The sequence below is a fragment of the Alteribacter natronophilus genome (assembly GCF_006007885.1).
In the GTDB taxonomy this organism is placed as follows: Bacteria; Bacillota; Bacilli; order Bacillales; family Salisediminibacteriaceae; genus Alteribacter; species Alteribacter natronophilus.
Genome location: NZ_VCRO01000001.1, coordinates 187982 through 203190, shown reverse-complemented (window position 1 = coordinate 203190; position 15209 = coordinate 187982). Strand labels below are relative to the sequence as shown.

Here is a 15209-nt window from a genome sequence, read left to right as displayed (position 1 = left end):
ACGTCTTAATACACTAAAGCAGAAATAAAAATGACCCGGGAAGAGTATGTTTCTTCCCGGGCCATTTCCTTTCTTTCATGTCTGCTGAAACAAGGGTCAGTTCCTTGCGCAGTGAGGCTCGAGGGCATGTAATCAGCCCTGTTCCTGAAGTTTCAGTTTTTCCTTTGCCAGGCTGAGCTGCTTCTCGACCTCGGAAAAAGCAGTCCCTCCTTCGCTGTCCCGTTTGCCGACGACGGTTTCAGGAGAAACAGCTTCAAAAACATCCGATTCGATCAGCGGACTGAATTCTTTCAGATGGTTAAGATCAAGCTCCAGCAGCACCAGCCCCTTCTGGATCGCGTCCAGTACAATACGGCCTGTCACAGCATGTGCCTCCCTGAAAGGCATCCCTTTTTTGACCAGGTAATCGGCCAGGTCCGTCGCGTTGCTGTAATCGGTAGTAACAGCCTTTTTCATTGCGTCCGTATTTACATTCATTGAACCGATCAGAGGAGCAAGCAGGCCAAGGGACCCTTCGATCGTCTCCACTGTATCAAACATTCCTTCCTTATCCTCCTGCATGTCTTTGTTATAGGCAAGCGGGAGTCCCTTCAGAACCGTGAGCAGCCCCATCAGGTCGCCGTACACGCGCCCTGTCTTTGCTCTAAGCAGTTCGGGAACGTCAGGGTTTTTCTTCTGCGGCATAATACTGGAACCGGTGCAGAAAGCGTCATCGAGCTCAATAAAGTTAAATTCCTGGCTGCTCCAGATCACAAGCTCCTCAGAGAGCCTCGAGATGTGCATCATCATGATCGAAGAGGCACTGAGGAACTCCAGAATAAAATCCCTGTCACTGACGGCATCCATGGAGTTTGGATAAACGCCCGAGAAACCGAGAATTTCCGCCGTTCTTTTACGATCGATGGGAAAAGTGGTACCGGCCATGGCGCCGGCTCCCAGCGGTGATAGATCCACCCGTTTCATACTGTCCAGAAACCGCTCCTTATCTCTTTCCAGCATCCAGAAATAAGCAAGCAGGTGGTGGGCAAGCGAGACCGGCTGGGCACGCTGGAGATGGGTGTAGCCCGGAATCATCGTGTAAATATGGTCTTCCGCCTGTTTCAGAAGGGCCCCCTGCACAGACTCAATTAATTCAATTACAGTCTGTGTATGCTTTTTCAAATACAAATGCATATCTGTTGCCACCTGATCGTTCCTGCTTCTGCCTGTGTGCAGTTTTCCGCCGACCGGTCCGATTTCATCAATCAGAAATTTTTCAATGTTCATGTGGATGTCTTCATCAGCCTCGGAGTACTCCAGTTCACCCCGGTCCATCTTTTCCTTCACCTGAATGAGGCCCTTACGGATGAGGGAAGCTTCCTCTCCTGATATGATCCCCTGCTCGGAAAGCATCTGTACATGGGCAAGGCTTCCCTGTATATCCTCTTCAGCAAGTTTCTGGTCGAAGCCGATGGAAGAAGTGAGACGGTCTACGAGTTCATTTGTGTCTTTTGTGAAACGTCCTCCCCAGAGTTTTGACATGCAGCAGCACCTCCTTTTTCCGTGTGTACATCGGCGTACACTTTCGTTGAAAGCCCAAAGAGTTTAATGAATCCTTCTGCAGCCTTGTGATCGAAGGCGTCTCCTTTGGAGTAGGTAGCCAGGTCCGCGTTGTAAAGGCTGTTCGGTGATTTTCTTGCCACTACAGTATGCATGCCTTTGAACAGTTTCACTTTTATCGTCCCGCTGACTACTTTCTGGGTTTCGTCAATAAAAGCTTCCAGTGCTTTTTTAAGAGGCGAGAACCAGAGGCCTTCATATATCAGCTCTGTCATTTTCTCATCAATTCCGGTTTTATATTTGGTCACTTCACGTGGCAGAGTGAGAAGTTCCAGTTCCTTATGTGCCTGAATCAGAATAAGTGCAGCTGCATTTTCGTACACTTCACGTGACTTGATCCCAACGAGACGGTTTTCCACGTGATCGATCCGACCGACACCGTGGGCCCCGCCAAGCAGATTCAGCTTTTCAATAAGGGGAACGAGATCCATCTCTTCCCCGTTAAGAGCCACAGGCACCCCATTTTTGAATTCAATATCAACATATTCAGGCTGATCGGGGGTCATGGAAACAGGAGCCGTCCATTCGAAAGCCTCTTCGGGGGCCTCCGCCCATGTATCCTCCAGAACTCCCGCTTCACACGCGCGGCCCCAGATATTCGCATCAATGGAAAACGGCTTTTCTGTGTTGACCGGGACATCTATGCCTTTTTCCATGGCATAGGCGATTTCCTCGTCACGGTTCATTCCCCACTCACGCACAGGAGCCACAACTTTCAGGGACGGATCAAGTGCCTGGATGGACACGTCAAAGCGTACCTGATCGTTTCCTTTTCCCGTACAGCCGTGCGCAACCGCCACTGCTCCATGAGCGTGCGCCGCCTCAACGAGCTTTTTGGAAATGAGCGGACGGGATATGGCGGAGGATAAAGGATATTTCCCTTCATATAGGCAGTTTGCCTTCAGCGCGGGAAGGATGTATTCTTCGGCAAATTCCTTTTTCCCGTCGATGACGATGGCCTCTTTTGCCCCTGTGCGAATGGCCTTTTCCTTAATGTGGTCGAGGTCCTTCCCTTCACCTACGTCAATTCCCAGCGCTACTACGTCGTAGCCGTAATGGTCTTCGATCCATTTAATAGCCACGGATGTATCAAGGCCCCCGGAGTAGGCCAGAATGACAACCGGTTTATTTCCTTCGTGCTGCTGGTGCAGCGAATCTGTATGCATGTTATTCACAGTGATCTCCCCTTCTGTCTGATTATTATTGTTTGTATAAAAATCCTCGAAATATTGTTTTTATACATTCTAATTAAAAAAATAATGTTCATTCACTATTTATTCAATGTTAGCGGCGGCGTGCCTGTTTACCCTGTTGAAACCTGCGCCGTTCACGGCGGAAAACACAGGAACGATTGGGCTTATCCATCAATATCCGTTCCTCCCTCCCGTTTGGTCGATGGTATGATTATAAGATTAAAGAGATAATTATTCAACCCATTTTTCAAAAAAATCATAAAAAAACCTCAGGAATGTTTCCTGAGGCTTTTCATTCAAGAAGGCTGTGTTCGTATAGATTGTTTCTATTAATCAAATTAACTATAGAGCGAAAGGCGGCGACTCCGGCGGGAAGAGCAGGAGCAGAAGACCCCGCAGGGTGATTTTCCCGAGGAGGCTGAGGCCCTGCCCGCTGAAAGCGTCCGCCTGCAGTGGAATAAAACAACAATCTTTTCCGAAAACAGCTTTCAGGAACCTGTTCAGTCCTCTTTTCCGACCAGGTAATCCACGCCTTTGGTATAGCGGTTGCCGGCATTCCAGAGCAGGAACTCGTCAACGCCGTTTTCGTAAAGGGCACGAATCTGTGCTTCCACTTCATCGACTCCGTAAGGGATGTAATTACCTGCTCCAAGATAAGAGGCCGTAAAGTCCTGCAGCCATGGACGTGAAACCGGCGGCTCGTCCAGCTCTGCAAGTTTGTCGTTTTCAAGCTTAATGTATTCCGTTACCAGTTCGTATGGGTATAGATCCGGCTTGTCCAGACCGAAATGTGCCGTCCAGTGACTCGGATAAATCATAGAGCTGATCACGTCCACGTGCTCGGAAATCCGGGTAAAGTTCTGGCCGATCCCCGGAGCTTCCGGAAGCGTTGCCGTGTAGCCGAAGATGTCCACACTCACATCCACATCGTAAGGCTGCAGCCGTTCATTGGCATACTCAACAAAATCGGTGACCGCATCAACGCGTCGCTGTACGTTGTCTCCTTCACTGTCTTTGTATTCTCCGACATCATAATTCAGGTCTTCATCCCGGCGTTCGAACCCTTCAGGATACCTCACATAGTCGAATTGAATCTCCTGAAAGCCCATTTCCGCAGCCTTAATGGCGATATCCACGTTATAGTCCCACACTTCTTTCAGGAACGGGTTGACGAAGGCCTCACCCCGTCTGTTTTTCCAGACAGACCCGTCGTCATTTGTAAACGACCATTCAGGCTTTTTCTCGGCCAGCACCGTATCCTTGAATACTACAACCCGGGCAATCGGATACACTTCATGCTCTTCCAGTCTCTCCATCATTGCTTCCGGATTGCTGATGAAGTTTTTTGAGATATCTTCGTACGGTGAACCTTCGTCAGGCTTGTAGGTGAGCCAGCCGTCATCATCCTTAACATCAATCACCATGGAATTCAGATCCGTATTGTCCATCAGATCGATAAGGGTATCCATCCGGGAGCCCCCCGCTGAATGTGCCGTCACGAAAATACCGCGGACCGCATCAGGGTATTCAAACGTGTACCCTGAATCAAAGCCGAACCGTGCCACTCTCTCCGGCCATTCACGTACTTCCAGCGCCGTTTCCTTGGTGCCATGCTCCCCCATAACCACTGTCTCATTTTCCTCTGCGTACCCTGCATTTGTCCCAGACAGCCAGACTGCAAACCCTGCAGCAATCGCGCCGACCGTGAATCTGAATTTTTTCCCCATCTTTTCACTACCTTTTCATAATATGTAACCGGGCTTTTCCCCTTTGCCACCATTATACAATGGAAGGAGATATTAACCAATGACTATTCTGCTTTCCGTTCGGTCAATTTATCATTTCCTCTATCCGAAGCATTGAATCCTCACTCAAAATAAAAAAAGAGTACCCCGCAGGATACTCGTAATAAACGTTATTCTTCTTTCTTTCCATTATAGTCAGCCAGATCGGCTCCGGCTTCAAAAAATCGCCTGATATTTTTTTCAACACTCTCATCGGCAATAAGCGGCGGGGCGTGATGAGGTTTAATCCGGACATCGATAATGACATTGTCGCAGCCCCAGTGCTTATTTTCATATCCGCTGTTTACGCCGTATATATCGTGTGACGGGTTACTTCTCGTAAATGTAACCCAGACAAAATCAGCGATGGAATTACTTACAAAGTCACTGTCATCACAGAGAAGAATCATGGGACACGTTCCGGTGTCTCCTTCTTTCTGCTGAATGGCTGAGCTCAGCGCCTTTATTTCCTCCTCTGCCTGTTCATACGTTGAAAAAGCAGACCCCTGAACGGCAATGACGCCGGGAATGACAAGACGGGGATTTGTAACTCCCGGAAGCTCTTTTAATACAACCGGTACTTCTTCACACAGTTCCCGCTTTTTATCCCCATAGGCGGCAAATACAACCTTGCTTCCGGTGTTGAGGCCTGTCCCGGAATAATCAAGGGTGTCGATGGTTGTGTTCGTCTGAAAGTGAATATCACGCTGCAGGTCGATCCGCTCCAGGATATACCGGAAAAACGCCGCTTCATCGTGTGTATCCAGCGGCTGTTCATCCTCTGCTGTAATAAACAGATACTTGGCCAGGCTCAGCTGTCCGGTTCCCAGGATCCTGTTTGCGATCGTAAGCAGCTCCGCCGGCTGTTTCACCTGCTGATAAGGGGTATACCGTTCACTTCCAATGGCCAGAAGAAGCGGATGAACGCCTGCCGCATCCACTGCATGTACTTCCTTCACACCCGGAATCTCCTGTTTAATCGCATCACCGGTTAACTCATGGATCAGGTCTCCAAAGGATGTATCTTCCTGGGGCGGCCGGCCGACAACAGTGAAGGGCCAGACGGCTTTATTTCTTGCGTAAACCTTATGGACTCTCATCAAAGGGAACTCATGGGTCAGGCTGTAATAGCCGAGATGATCCCCGAACGGTCCTTCCGGCTTTGTTTCATCAGGGTAAATCTCTCCGGTTATCACAAAGTCAGCATCATGACTGATACAGTAACCATCTTCATAGCTGTATCTGAATCTACGTCCGGCAAGCATGCCTGCAAAAGTCATTTCACTTAAGCCCTCAGGAAGCGGCATGACAGCTGACAGTGTATGGGCAGGGGGCCCTCCGACGAAGATGCTCACCTTTAACGGTTCCCCTTTTTTATTTGCTTTCGCCTGATGTACACCAATTCCACGGTGAATCTGATAGTGCAGCCCGATTTCCCGGTTGAGCTCATAGTCATTCCCGCTCAGCTGCACCCGGTACATTCCGAGATTGGCGTTCATAATACCGGGCCGGTCGGCATCTTCACTGTAAACCTGAGGAAGCGTCACAAAAGCCCCTCCATCGTCAGGCCAGTGCTGAATCAGCGGTAATTCGGAAATGGAGATCTCATTAAAATCAGCCGGCAGACCCGAACGCTTTTTCCAGGGAAGCGCCTTGGAAGCGGCCAGGCCTGTACGGGCATGTTTAAATGGATTTTTAAGGGCTTTTACCGGATCATTTCGTAAAGCCACTACGTTCTGTGTGGAATCCCATGTTTTTCTGAAGATGAATTTACTCCGTTCAAGCGTCCCGAACAGGTTCGAGACAGCAGGAAATTCGGAACCTTTTACGTTCTCAAATAACAGAGCCGGCCCTCCGTTTTCATAGACCTTTAAGTGTATGGCGGCCATTTCAAGGTGCGGGTCAACTTCCTCACGGATACGGATTAAATGTCCGTGCTTTTCAAGATCAAGAATACATTCTTCGAGGTTTTGATACATTGTTTCAGACTCCCAGCAGTAAAGTTATGTTTCTCCCATTATATCGTCTGTGAGATAAATTGTCTTTCCCGAGAGTATGCAATGGAAGGTAAAGCCGACTCAAAAAGATCAGTTTCAAGGTAAGGGGAAAACTTCAGGAATTTTATGGAATATAACTGTTCTCCTGTGATAAACTGTCGATAGTTCATACATCGGGAGGTTTTCGTGTGCTTTTAGTCATTGACTGGGGCGATGTCGTCTATCAGCTGATCACGCTGGTTGTCCTGATCGGAATTCCGGCACTGATCGTTTATTTTATTGTTTCGTCAAGACGAAACAGAAAGAGTATCGAGGAAATAAACAGAAAGCTTGATCACCTTGAAAGCAGGAAGTAAATAACGCGCCAGGATCCGGAAGGCTTTTTCCTTCTTCGGATCCTATTTTTGTTGGCTGTGTTAAAGTATTTTGTTTATTTACGCTAACTGGGCTCCCTTTCCGCGGGAGTGTCGCGGGTACTTACAGATAAGGTGATTATTCAGCTTTTTTTTAAAGCTCTGTTAAAGTTCGTTGTTGATTTTCGCTCACTGCGCTCCCTTTCCGCGGGCACCACTGCAGCCCGCACAGATGTTAGCGTGCTTCTTCCTCTTCCAGTTTCGCTTCGAAGTGTCTGCGTTGAAGCAGCTCGAAGTGGACTCACGATGTAAACGCTCGTCCCTGCGGGGTCTTCCGTTGGTGCTTCTTCCTCTGCAGGAAAAGCTCCGAAGCAGCCTGCGTCGAAGCAGATCACAGCATACTCATGAAGCAGATGTTCTTTGCTGTTCCCGCAGGAGTGTCGCGCGTTCGCTCCAATCAACTTTTAAATATTAACATTAGGATTTAACAGAGCCTTTTTTTATAAGAAACCAAAGGGTCTATGTAAGTATTTTTTCTTAATAGTTCATTGTATTTGCCCCATCTTTCAGATAACGAGTTCCCAAAGGGGGAGTATTCGTTAACGCATCCCAGACATCATTAAACCAAGCTTTTATCAAAAGCCACCAGGTGAAGGGAGTTAGAATATGAAAATATTTTATTTTGGATTTTGTGTATTACCAGTCCCGTTCCTAATACTCTATGCAGATTATTATGGTCGGTTTATTGGGGAAATCGAATGGATTGGATATACACATTGGCTGCAATTGTTCTATTTAGGTTTTGCGATTCTGCTTGGATTTTCAGGAAGTCGAATACGCTTAAGGTGGTTTGTGGCAGGGGGCTTGTTAAGTATAGTTTTGCAGGTAATCCTTATGAACTTAATGATAGATCCTGCAAATAGCTGGTGGTTTAGCCCCTTTACCGCTAACCAGATTATAGTTATATCCTCATCGTTATATTTCTTTATTCAGTTTGTTGTACGCGGTGTATTTAAAGGTTTGTCGATTTGGTTAATGAACAAGTGAATAGTAACGATGGTCGGAATTTTTCCACGGGGGAGTGGATCAGAACCAATTCATTAATAGTGTTTATGGCTCCAGGGGGAAAGTATCAGCAGAAGACTTCGCAGGGTGTTTTTCAGGAGGCTGAAGCAATGCCCTCAGAAAACGTCCGCCTGCATCGTCATAAAAAAACAATCTTTCCGGATACAGATTTCTATTAAGAAAACAGAACCTCTCCTCTTAGTCTGGCAGATGCGCTTCAGCTTTCTTAAGAATCCCCACTGCGTCCGGGATGGGGTCATGTTTTGAGGCGAGTCCTCATACCTGTTAAACAGACGGTGTAAGCTGCTGAAAAAATGATTGACACGCCGCCTGAGTCTCCTTATAATCTATAACAATATATTTTTTTAAGGTTGTTGATGTTTAGGATTCTGCTGTTGTGATAAACAAAAAATTAAAGGAGGTCAAAACGATGGAACGAGTAACGCTTACACAGATCCTCAACCATGAGGTTACGCAGAAGTTTGTAAAGAGATCAGGCCTTGCCCATGCTGTGGCAGTTTCCGAATATGCATTCAGGCTGGCAAAAGTCCATGACGTAAATCCGGATCTTGCCGTAAAAGCCGCATTTCTTCATGATATTGGGCACTACACCTGGTACAGAAACGGCAAATGGGACTACTCTCTTTATAAGGAAAACGATATTCACGCGATCAAAGGTGCCGAGCGTGCCCATAAACTTCTGATCCGCCTGGGCGAGCACCCTGTAAATGCCAAGAAAATTGCCCTGGCAGTGCTTCTGCACACCGATTCCTACCTTCCTGAAGGAGACCTGAAGCTCGATCCGCTTCAGCACGTTGTGGCCCTTGCAGACAAGAAAGATGAGGAACCGGGCGGAAAACATCATTACAAAACGATCAGTGATGAAGAAGCCGAAGAACGCCTCGGAAAACTGGACCGGCTCGTTGAGCAGGCATTAAAATCGGAAAATCAGAAATCTGCATTGGCTCAGTCAGCCTCCGTGTCCTGATTGGGCCCTCTTTGTACCTTCCTGTATCGATACGGGAAAGTTTCCGTTGACGGCCCGTCACAGTCATGCTAGATTGATAGTAGAAAACAGCTCCATCAAAAAAGGGGAGTAGCGACCGGGAAGCCGGTTGACGGGTCGTCACTTCGGCACACTGTGCCCGGTCCGTTGAGCTCATGCGAATAGGCATAAGTCCGCAAGACCTTTTTATGAAAGTAATCTCAGTGTTTTTGAGATGCCTTTCATAAGAAGGTCTGTTTTTATGTCCAAAAAAGGAGAAATGGTTATGATCCCTTTTGCAGTTTTTGCTATAGCTGCTGCTGTGACAGTTTACGCAGCGGTAAAATTATCAGTTTATGCGGATGTGATCAGTGAACGGACTTCACTTGGGGGGATGATGGTCGGAGTGCTTCTGCTCGCAGGAGCCACCAGCCTGCCCGAGGTGACCACCAGTACAACTGCCATAATCGTAGGCAGCCCGGACATTGCTGTCGGGAACGTGCTGGGGAGTAACCTTTTTAACCTGCTCATTCTGGCTGTATTTGATGTGGTTTACCGGAGGCGCAAACTACTTGCGCAGATCCACAGCGGCCACCAGCTGAACGCTGTTGCAGGGCTCGGCCTGATGGGACTTGTCCTCGTCACCATTCTCGTTCCTACGGGCGTCTCTGTATTCGGTGTGGGAATAGAAACGGCAGCTCTTGTCCTTTTTTACGGTCTGGCCATGCGGGAAATGAGCGCACATGAGCGGGCTGTGCCTGAAGTTGCAGCGGCTGCTGAAGAAGACAGTGCTGCCGCAGAGTTCCAGGGACAAAACGTCACACTCCGAAAGGCAAAACGGGGTTTCGCCATCAGTGCGGCGGTCATTTTCGCATCCGGTTCCCTTCTGACTGTATCCGGTGAGAGGATCGCGCTTATTACGGGGATCGATGCCAGCTTTGTGGGAAGTTTTCTCATCGCGGCAGCCACCTCCCTTCCGGAAGTCGTCACGGTTCTCGTGGCCCTGAGACTGGCAAATTACAATATGGCTGTCGGGAACATTCTGGGCAGTAACGTTTTTAATATGCTTATTCTTGTGCTGGCGGATATTCTGTTCCGCTCCGGACCGATTCTTGCAGCAGTGAGTCCTGCCATTGCGGTGACGGCACTGTTTGCGATTATGCTGAATCTGATCGTCATCGCCCATCTTCTGTACGCCAGGTACAGCGACCGGAGCCGGCTTTATGTTGTGCCGTCGATTGTGCTGATTGTGGTTTACTTTGTGGCTACGTATGTGATTTTCTGACAGCCGGAAAGCACCCCTGGGAATGACTATTGAGGCCCCCACCGATGGTGAGGGCCTTTTTTGTGTTTAGAATTATAACTGTCGATTTTTCAAAATACACTCGCTTGCCGCGGGCAAGGCTTCAGCTAGCCGGGGAAAAGCGCCCCGGCGGATCTTCCGCGCTTGCTTTTCCCGCAGGCGTCTCGTGATTTTTGAACAATCAACGAATATGTAACGAAAAAGGATACCTTCTGATAAAGTTAAAATTACTATAACCAACATAATCAGAGGTATCCTTATGGACCTGTAACCTCCCGGAAAATGATGCTGCTTTTACCGTCAATGATTTCATTGAAGCTGTGCCAGGTGAAGCCTTCAGTGATTTCCTGCATTCAACAGGCTGTCCTGCCTACTGTCCAGGGGTGATGATGAAGCTGATCTTATGCGCCTTCACACCATCCACTTTCTCAGGAAGAAAGACAGTTTTTACTCCGCAAAAAACGGATCTTTTTCGATAAGATGAGGAGTAAGCGGTCCCAGCACCCGGCGCTGGATCTGATTCTGTTCGTCCACGAGGTACACCGTCGGCATGCCGATGATTTCAAACTGCTTTTTCACTTTCCCATCGCCGTCCACTAAAATCGGAAGGCTCTCCCATCCGGAGAAGTAATCGTGGAGATCAGCATCGTCGTCGATGGATTTCAGGTGCACTCCAACAATCTCCGTGTTCTCAAGCTTACCGGCCTGCTTCAGCTCCTGAAGCCCGCCCCAGTGTTCGGTGCAGACTTCACACCAGGTAGTGAAGAAAACGACAGCTGCTTTTTTTCCGTCTGTTAAATCATAAAGACTCTGCCTTTCCCCGTTTTTATCAGGAAGCTGAATATCAGAGACTGTTTCTCCTTCCTGAACCCCTGCTGCCGGAGCTTCGGCATCCGCTTCCACCATGGCACGCTGGGACTGCGCCCAGTCGTGTTCCGACTGTGAAGCCCAGAAAGCTCCCGCAGCCAGCAGAAGGCAGGTGATAATGAGCGGCCATTTGCGCAGATGAATAATTCTCATAATCATTCCCCCTTTTCATCTCTCCTACATAGGTATGTCCAGGGGGACAGGTTCATGCATGTTCCCACATGTGCAAAATAAAGGGACATATTCAGTCCTTTTTCCGCTCTTTTGCGCTGTATTTTTTCCGCAGATTTTCCTCGTCTTCCTTACTGACCTCGGATTTTTCATAATCCCTGTAGCGTTTTAAAAAAGTGTAGGGGATCATGTCCGGCTCTTCAGTCCGTCTTATATGGTGGCGAAACCTGATCGAGCGGATCAGAAATCCCCCGCCAAGCAGGATGAGGGCGCCGTAAATAGGCAAGTGTGATTCAGTCCCGGCCACGCCGTAGACAGCAAGTCCTGCCGCTCCGGCAATCAGGGCGTACTGAATAAATCTGATAAGCATACCCTTGATCTCCTTTCCGCTGTTGTCTGCTCTTTGTTCAGTATAGCGGAAGCCGGAAGATGAAAACAAAAAAAGATGCACCGGAAAAGCTGAGCGGCTTTCCGGTACATCTGGGAAGTTATTCTTTTGAAAAACGGTTGACGATCATGTTGATGGCGCCATCACCGGTAACGTTTGTAGCTGTACCAAAGCTGTCCTGTGCCATGTAGAGCGCAATCATGAGACCGATAGCCGCTTCTGTAAAGTTAAGCTGCGTGGAGAGAACTCCGATCGCCGCCATAATCGCCCCGCCGGGAACACCCGGTGCAGCAATCATAATAACTCCCAGCATCATAATTACGGGAAGCATCATGCCAAACGTCGGCACTGAAAAGTCTCCAAGGACGCTCATGACCGCCACGGAGGTTGCCACGATCGTAATGACACTGCCGGAGAGGTGAATCGTCGCACAGAGCGGGACTGCGAAGTTCGCCACGTTTTCCCTCACATTATTTTTCTTGGCCTGTTCAAGCGTAACCGGAATCGTGGCGGCTGAACTCATTGTACCCAGACCCGTAAAGTAGGCCGGCAGCATGATTTTCAGTGCTTTAAACGGGTTCTGTCCCGTAAGTGCACCTGCTGTTATAAACTGGATTGTCAGCCAGATCCAGTGAGAAGCAATCGCCACAAGCAGGACGACACCGAACACGCTCAGGGTGTTAAACACTTCACCCTCTGCTGCAATTTCAACGAAAATACTTGCGATATAAACCGGAAGGAACGGGATGATGATTTTTCTGATCACCAGATCCACAATTGCCTTGCCTTCTTCAAAAAACGCCATCAGTGTGGCACTTTTTGTTTTAGCGACACCAATACCGAATACGAATGCCGCCACAAGTGCTGTCACAACTCCCATCAGAGGATCGAGCTGGAATTCAAAGAACGGTGCGAGGCCGTCTCCGTCAGAAACAGGAGCCTGCTCTGTGGAAAGACGCGGAACCACAGCAATGGCCACAAAAAAAGCAAAAATACCGGCGAGAATCGTGGAGATGTACGCCGTCCCCACTGTGGCACCTACCAGTCTGCCCGAGCCCCCGCCAAGTTTGGACACCCCTGCGGCAATAAAGAACAAAATAATAAATGGAATAATAAAATTAATAAATTCCCCAAACAGTACCTGAATTGTGACGAAAGTCTGCGTTAGCCAGTCAACCCCCAACAGACCAATGAGAATACCGGCGACAATACCTGCCACAAGTTTCAGAATCAGCTTCATCTTCTTTTCTCCCCTTCCCTTTCTTGCTTCACACGCGGATTGTCCTCCACACATGAACATTTGTCTTTTTTATGAACATGGCTATTATCTTGCCTGTTTTCTGCAGAAATTTCAAGCACTAAAGTAAAAGTTCGATTATTCAGTTAATTACCCGCTTGCATCCGGGTCCGGCACACGCTATAATGATTTCAATACATTTGTGCGATGAGAGAGAAGAGTAAACTCCAAAGTGCCTTTTCAGAGAGTCTGCGGCCGCTGTGAGCAGACAGGTACGGGAGTTGAATGGCCTTTCGAGCATTCAGACCGAACGCCTGTCCAGTAGGCTCTGACGGATTTCACCCGTTACAGTGAACCCCTTTCCTCTGCTGCTTTCCGGCTCGGAGGAGAGCGATTCGAGTGATGTTTCGGCAGTACAATTGTGCTGCTGGAGCGTAAACAGGGTGGCACCGCGGTCCATCGTCCCTGAGTTTTCAGGGATGGTGGGCTTTTTTGTATGCTCTTTTCCTCATTTGTATATCAGATAATTCCAATTTGAAAGGACGAAAAACGACATGAAAACCATCTTTTCCGGCATTCAGCCAAGCGGTACCCTCACCATCGGTAACTATCTCGGTGCAATGAAGCACTTCGTTGAGCTTCAGGAGGACCATGACTGTTTTTTCTGTATCGTCAATCAGCACGCCATCACGGTTCCACAGGATAAAACTGCACTCAAGCAGCAGACACGTTCACTTGCGGCCCTCTATCTTGCAGTAGGGATCGACCCGGAGAAATCCACTCTGTTCATCCAGTCGGAAGTTCCGGCCCACGCCCAGCTGGCATGGATGCTCCAGTGCACGAGCTATATCGGTGAGCTCGAGCGCATGACACAGTTCAAGGACAAATCCGCCGGCAAAGAAGGAGTAAGTGCGGGACTTCTCACCTACCCGCCGCTTATGGCAGCAGATATTCTGCTTTATAAAACCGACATCGTACCCGTGGGCGAAGACCAGAAGCAGCATCTCGAACTGACACGAAACCTTGCCGAGCGTTTTAACAGCAAGTTCAACGATATCTTCACTGTTCCGGAAGTGCGGATCCCAAAAGTGGGCGCCCGGATCATGAGCCTCACCGAGCCCGAGAAAAAAATGAGCAAATCTGCCGAAAACCAGAAGAGCTTTATTTCCATGCTCGATGATGAAAAGACCATCATGAAAAAAATCAAGAGTGCGGTGACGGACTCTGAAGGAACTGTCCGCTACGATAAGGAAAATAAACCGGGTGTAGCAAACCTCCTGAGTATTTACTCAATATTTTCAGGCGAGACAATAGAAGCAATTGAAGCGAAATATGAAGGAAAAGGCTACGGTGAGTTCAAGACTGATCTGGCTGAGGTGGTTGCCGCTTCCCTCAAACCGATTCAGGACCGTTACCACGAACTGGTTAACAGCGAGGAGCTTGACCGTATTCTGGACGAAGGCGCGGAAAAAGCGAACCGCCGTGCCTATAAAACGCTTGTAAAAGCAGAGCGTGCTATGGGACTCGAACGAAAACGCCGTTAAAATGAGCGAGGCTGGAACATGGTATAAACACCTTGGTCCAGCCTTGTTTTGTATATGCAGTATTTTCCAATAGTCGGAATCGGGTTACTTTTCAGACAGGGAAATGTTATAAAGGAGACACTACCCTGAATGGAGGTTTTTGCTTTGAACCATCCAGTCTGGCTCCTTTTACTCATGCCGGTTCTTGCAACTTCAGTCATCGTCCTGCTCGATCTCGTGCTGGTGGGAAATTCATTTTCTGCTGCCGTACACTTTCCTTTTTTCGTGCTGTTCTTCCTTGCAGGGCTGATGGCATTCATGAGCAGGAAGCCGGGGCAGTCGTCCCGTCATTCTGCGGTGCAGTAATTTAACGATTGAACAGTAAAAAAACTCAGCTGAACAGGAGGGCCCTCACAATCGGTGAGGGCCTTTTGCTGTAGGCAGTATTATAACGGTTGATTGTTCAAAAATACACTCGCTTGCCGCGGGCAAGGCTTCAGCTAACCGGGAGCAGCACTTCTGCTTCTTCCTCTGCATGTTCATCTTCGAAGCTGTCTACGTCGAAGCAGCTCGAAGCCTGCACAGGATGTAAACGCTCGCAGTTCTTGCTTTTCCCGCAGGCGTCTCGTGATTTTTGAACAATCAACGTATGTAACCAAAAAGGATACCTTCTGATAATGTTAAATCACCACAACATAACAGAATCAGAGGTATCCTTTGTTTAAAGCCTTCGTTTTGCCGATG

13 protein-coding genes and 1 other annotated feature are annotated in these 15209 nt (G+C 48.4%); of the genes, 6 read left to right on the top strand and 7 right to left on the bottom strand.

Translation table 11 applies throughout. The features are described 5' to 3' along the window. Positions 1 to 132: 132 nt before the first annotated feature. The 4 genes from argH to FGB90_RS01030 all read right to left on the bottom strand — a co-directional run bounded on the left by argH (position 133) and on the right by FGB90_RS01030 (position 6555). Complete coding sequence (argH, locus tag FGB90_RS01045; protein WP_138808718.1) at positions 133 to 1521, bottom strand: argininosuccinate lyase; 1389 nt, start codon at positions 1519 to 1521, stop codon at positions 133 to 135. Continuing rightward, positions 1470 to 2765 carry an argininosuccinate synthase gene (locus tag FGB90_RS01040; protein WP_138809918.1) on the bottom strand — a complete coding sequence of 432 codons (1296 nt, stop codon included), beginning with the start codon at positions 2763 to 2765 and terminating at the stop codon, positions 1470 to 1472. Before FGB90_RS01040 ends, argH begins: the two co-directional genes overlap by 52 nt. A gap of 527 nt (positions 2766 to 3292) precedes the next feature. Then, on the bottom strand, positions 3293 to 4519 hold the full coding sequence (locus FGB90_RS01035) for a putative glycoside hydrolase (RefSeq protein WP_171051653.1): 1227 nt from the start codon (positions 4517 to 4519) through the stop codon (positions 3293 to 3295). Positions 4520 to 4707: 188 nt separating this feature from the next. Further along, on the bottom strand, positions 4708 to 6555 hold the full coding sequence (locus tag FGB90_RS01030; protein ID WP_138808717.1) for a UbiD family decarboxylase: 1848 nt from the start codon (positions 6553 to 6555) through the stop codon (positions 4708 to 4710). Positions 6556 to 6761: 206 nt separating this feature from the next. Here FGB90_RS01030 and FGB90_RS19530 point away from each other — a divergent pair, with 206 nt between their 5' ends. The 4 genes from FGB90_RS19530 to FGB90_RS01015 all read left to right on the top strand — a co-directional run bounded on the left by FGB90_RS19530 (position 6762) and on the right by FGB90_RS01015 (position 10261). Further along, a complete protein-coding gene (locus FGB90_RS19530; protein ID WP_171051652.1) occupies positions 6762 to 6929 on the top strand; it encodes a hypothetical protein in 168 nt (55 codons plus the stop codon). Between the two features lie 663 nt (positions 6930 to 7592). Then, a complete protein-coding gene (locus FGB90_RS01025) occupies positions 7593 to 7973 on the top strand; it encodes a hypothetical protein (RefSeq protein ID WP_138808716.1) in 381 nt (126 codons plus the stop codon). Positions 7974 to 8421: 448 nt separating this feature from the next. Beyond that, positions 8422 to 8979 carry an HD domain-containing protein gene (locus tag FGB90_RS01020; RefSeq protein ID WP_138808715.1) on the top strand — a complete coding sequence of 186 codons (558 nt, stop codon included), beginning with the start codon at positions 8422 to 8424 and terminating at the stop codon, positions 8977 to 8979. Positions 8980 to 9262: 283 nt separating this feature from the next. After that, complete coding sequence (locus FGB90_RS01015; protein ID WP_246055999.1) at positions 9263 to 10261, top strand: sodium:calcium antiporter; 999 nt, start codon at positions 9263 to 9265, stop codon at positions 10259 to 10261. 465 nt (positions 10262 to 10726) lie between these two features. Here the strand turns inward: FGB90_RS01015 and FGB90_RS01010 are convergent, their stop codons facing one another. From FGB90_RS01010 to FGB90_RS01000, 3 genes are all read right to left on the bottom strand, one after another. Further along, positions 10727 to 11299, bottom strand: a complete 573-nt coding sequence (locus tag FGB90_RS01010; RefSeq protein WP_171051651.1) for a peroxiredoxin family protein — start codon at positions 11297 to 11299, stop codon at positions 10727 to 10729. A gap of 91 nt (positions 11300 to 11390) precedes the next feature. Further along, positions 11391 to 11687 (bottom strand): hypothetical protein, encoded by a 297-nt coding sequence (locus FGB90_RS01005; RefSeq protein WP_138808713.1) that lies wholly within the window; start codon positions 11685 to 11687, stop codon positions 11391 to 11393. 118 nt (positions 11688 to 11805) lie between these two features. After that, a complete protein-coding gene (locus FGB90_RS01000) occupies positions 11806 to 12945 on the bottom strand; it encodes a dicarboxylate/amino acid:cation symporter (RefSeq protein WP_138808712.1) in 1140 nt (379 codons plus the stop codon). Between the two features lie 195 nt (positions 12946 to 13140). Beyond that, positions 13141 to 13412: a binding site (T-box leader), on the top strand. A gap of 84 nt (positions 13413 to 13496) precedes the next feature. Between FGB90_RS01000 and trpS the strand changes: the two genes are divergently transcribed. Next, positions 13497 to 14486 (top strand): tryptophan--tRNA ligase, encoded by a 990-nt coding sequence (trpS, locus tag FGB90_RS00995; protein WP_138808711.1) that lies wholly within the window; start codon positions 13497 to 13499, stop codon positions 14484 to 14486. A gap of 144 nt (positions 14487 to 14630) precedes the next feature. Next, complete coding sequence (locus tag FGB90_RS00990) at positions 14631 to 14831, top strand: hypothetical protein (RefSeq protein ID WP_138808710.1); 201 nt, start codon at positions 14631 to 14633, stop codon at positions 14829 to 14831. Positions 14832 to 15209 lie beyond the last annotated feature (378 nt).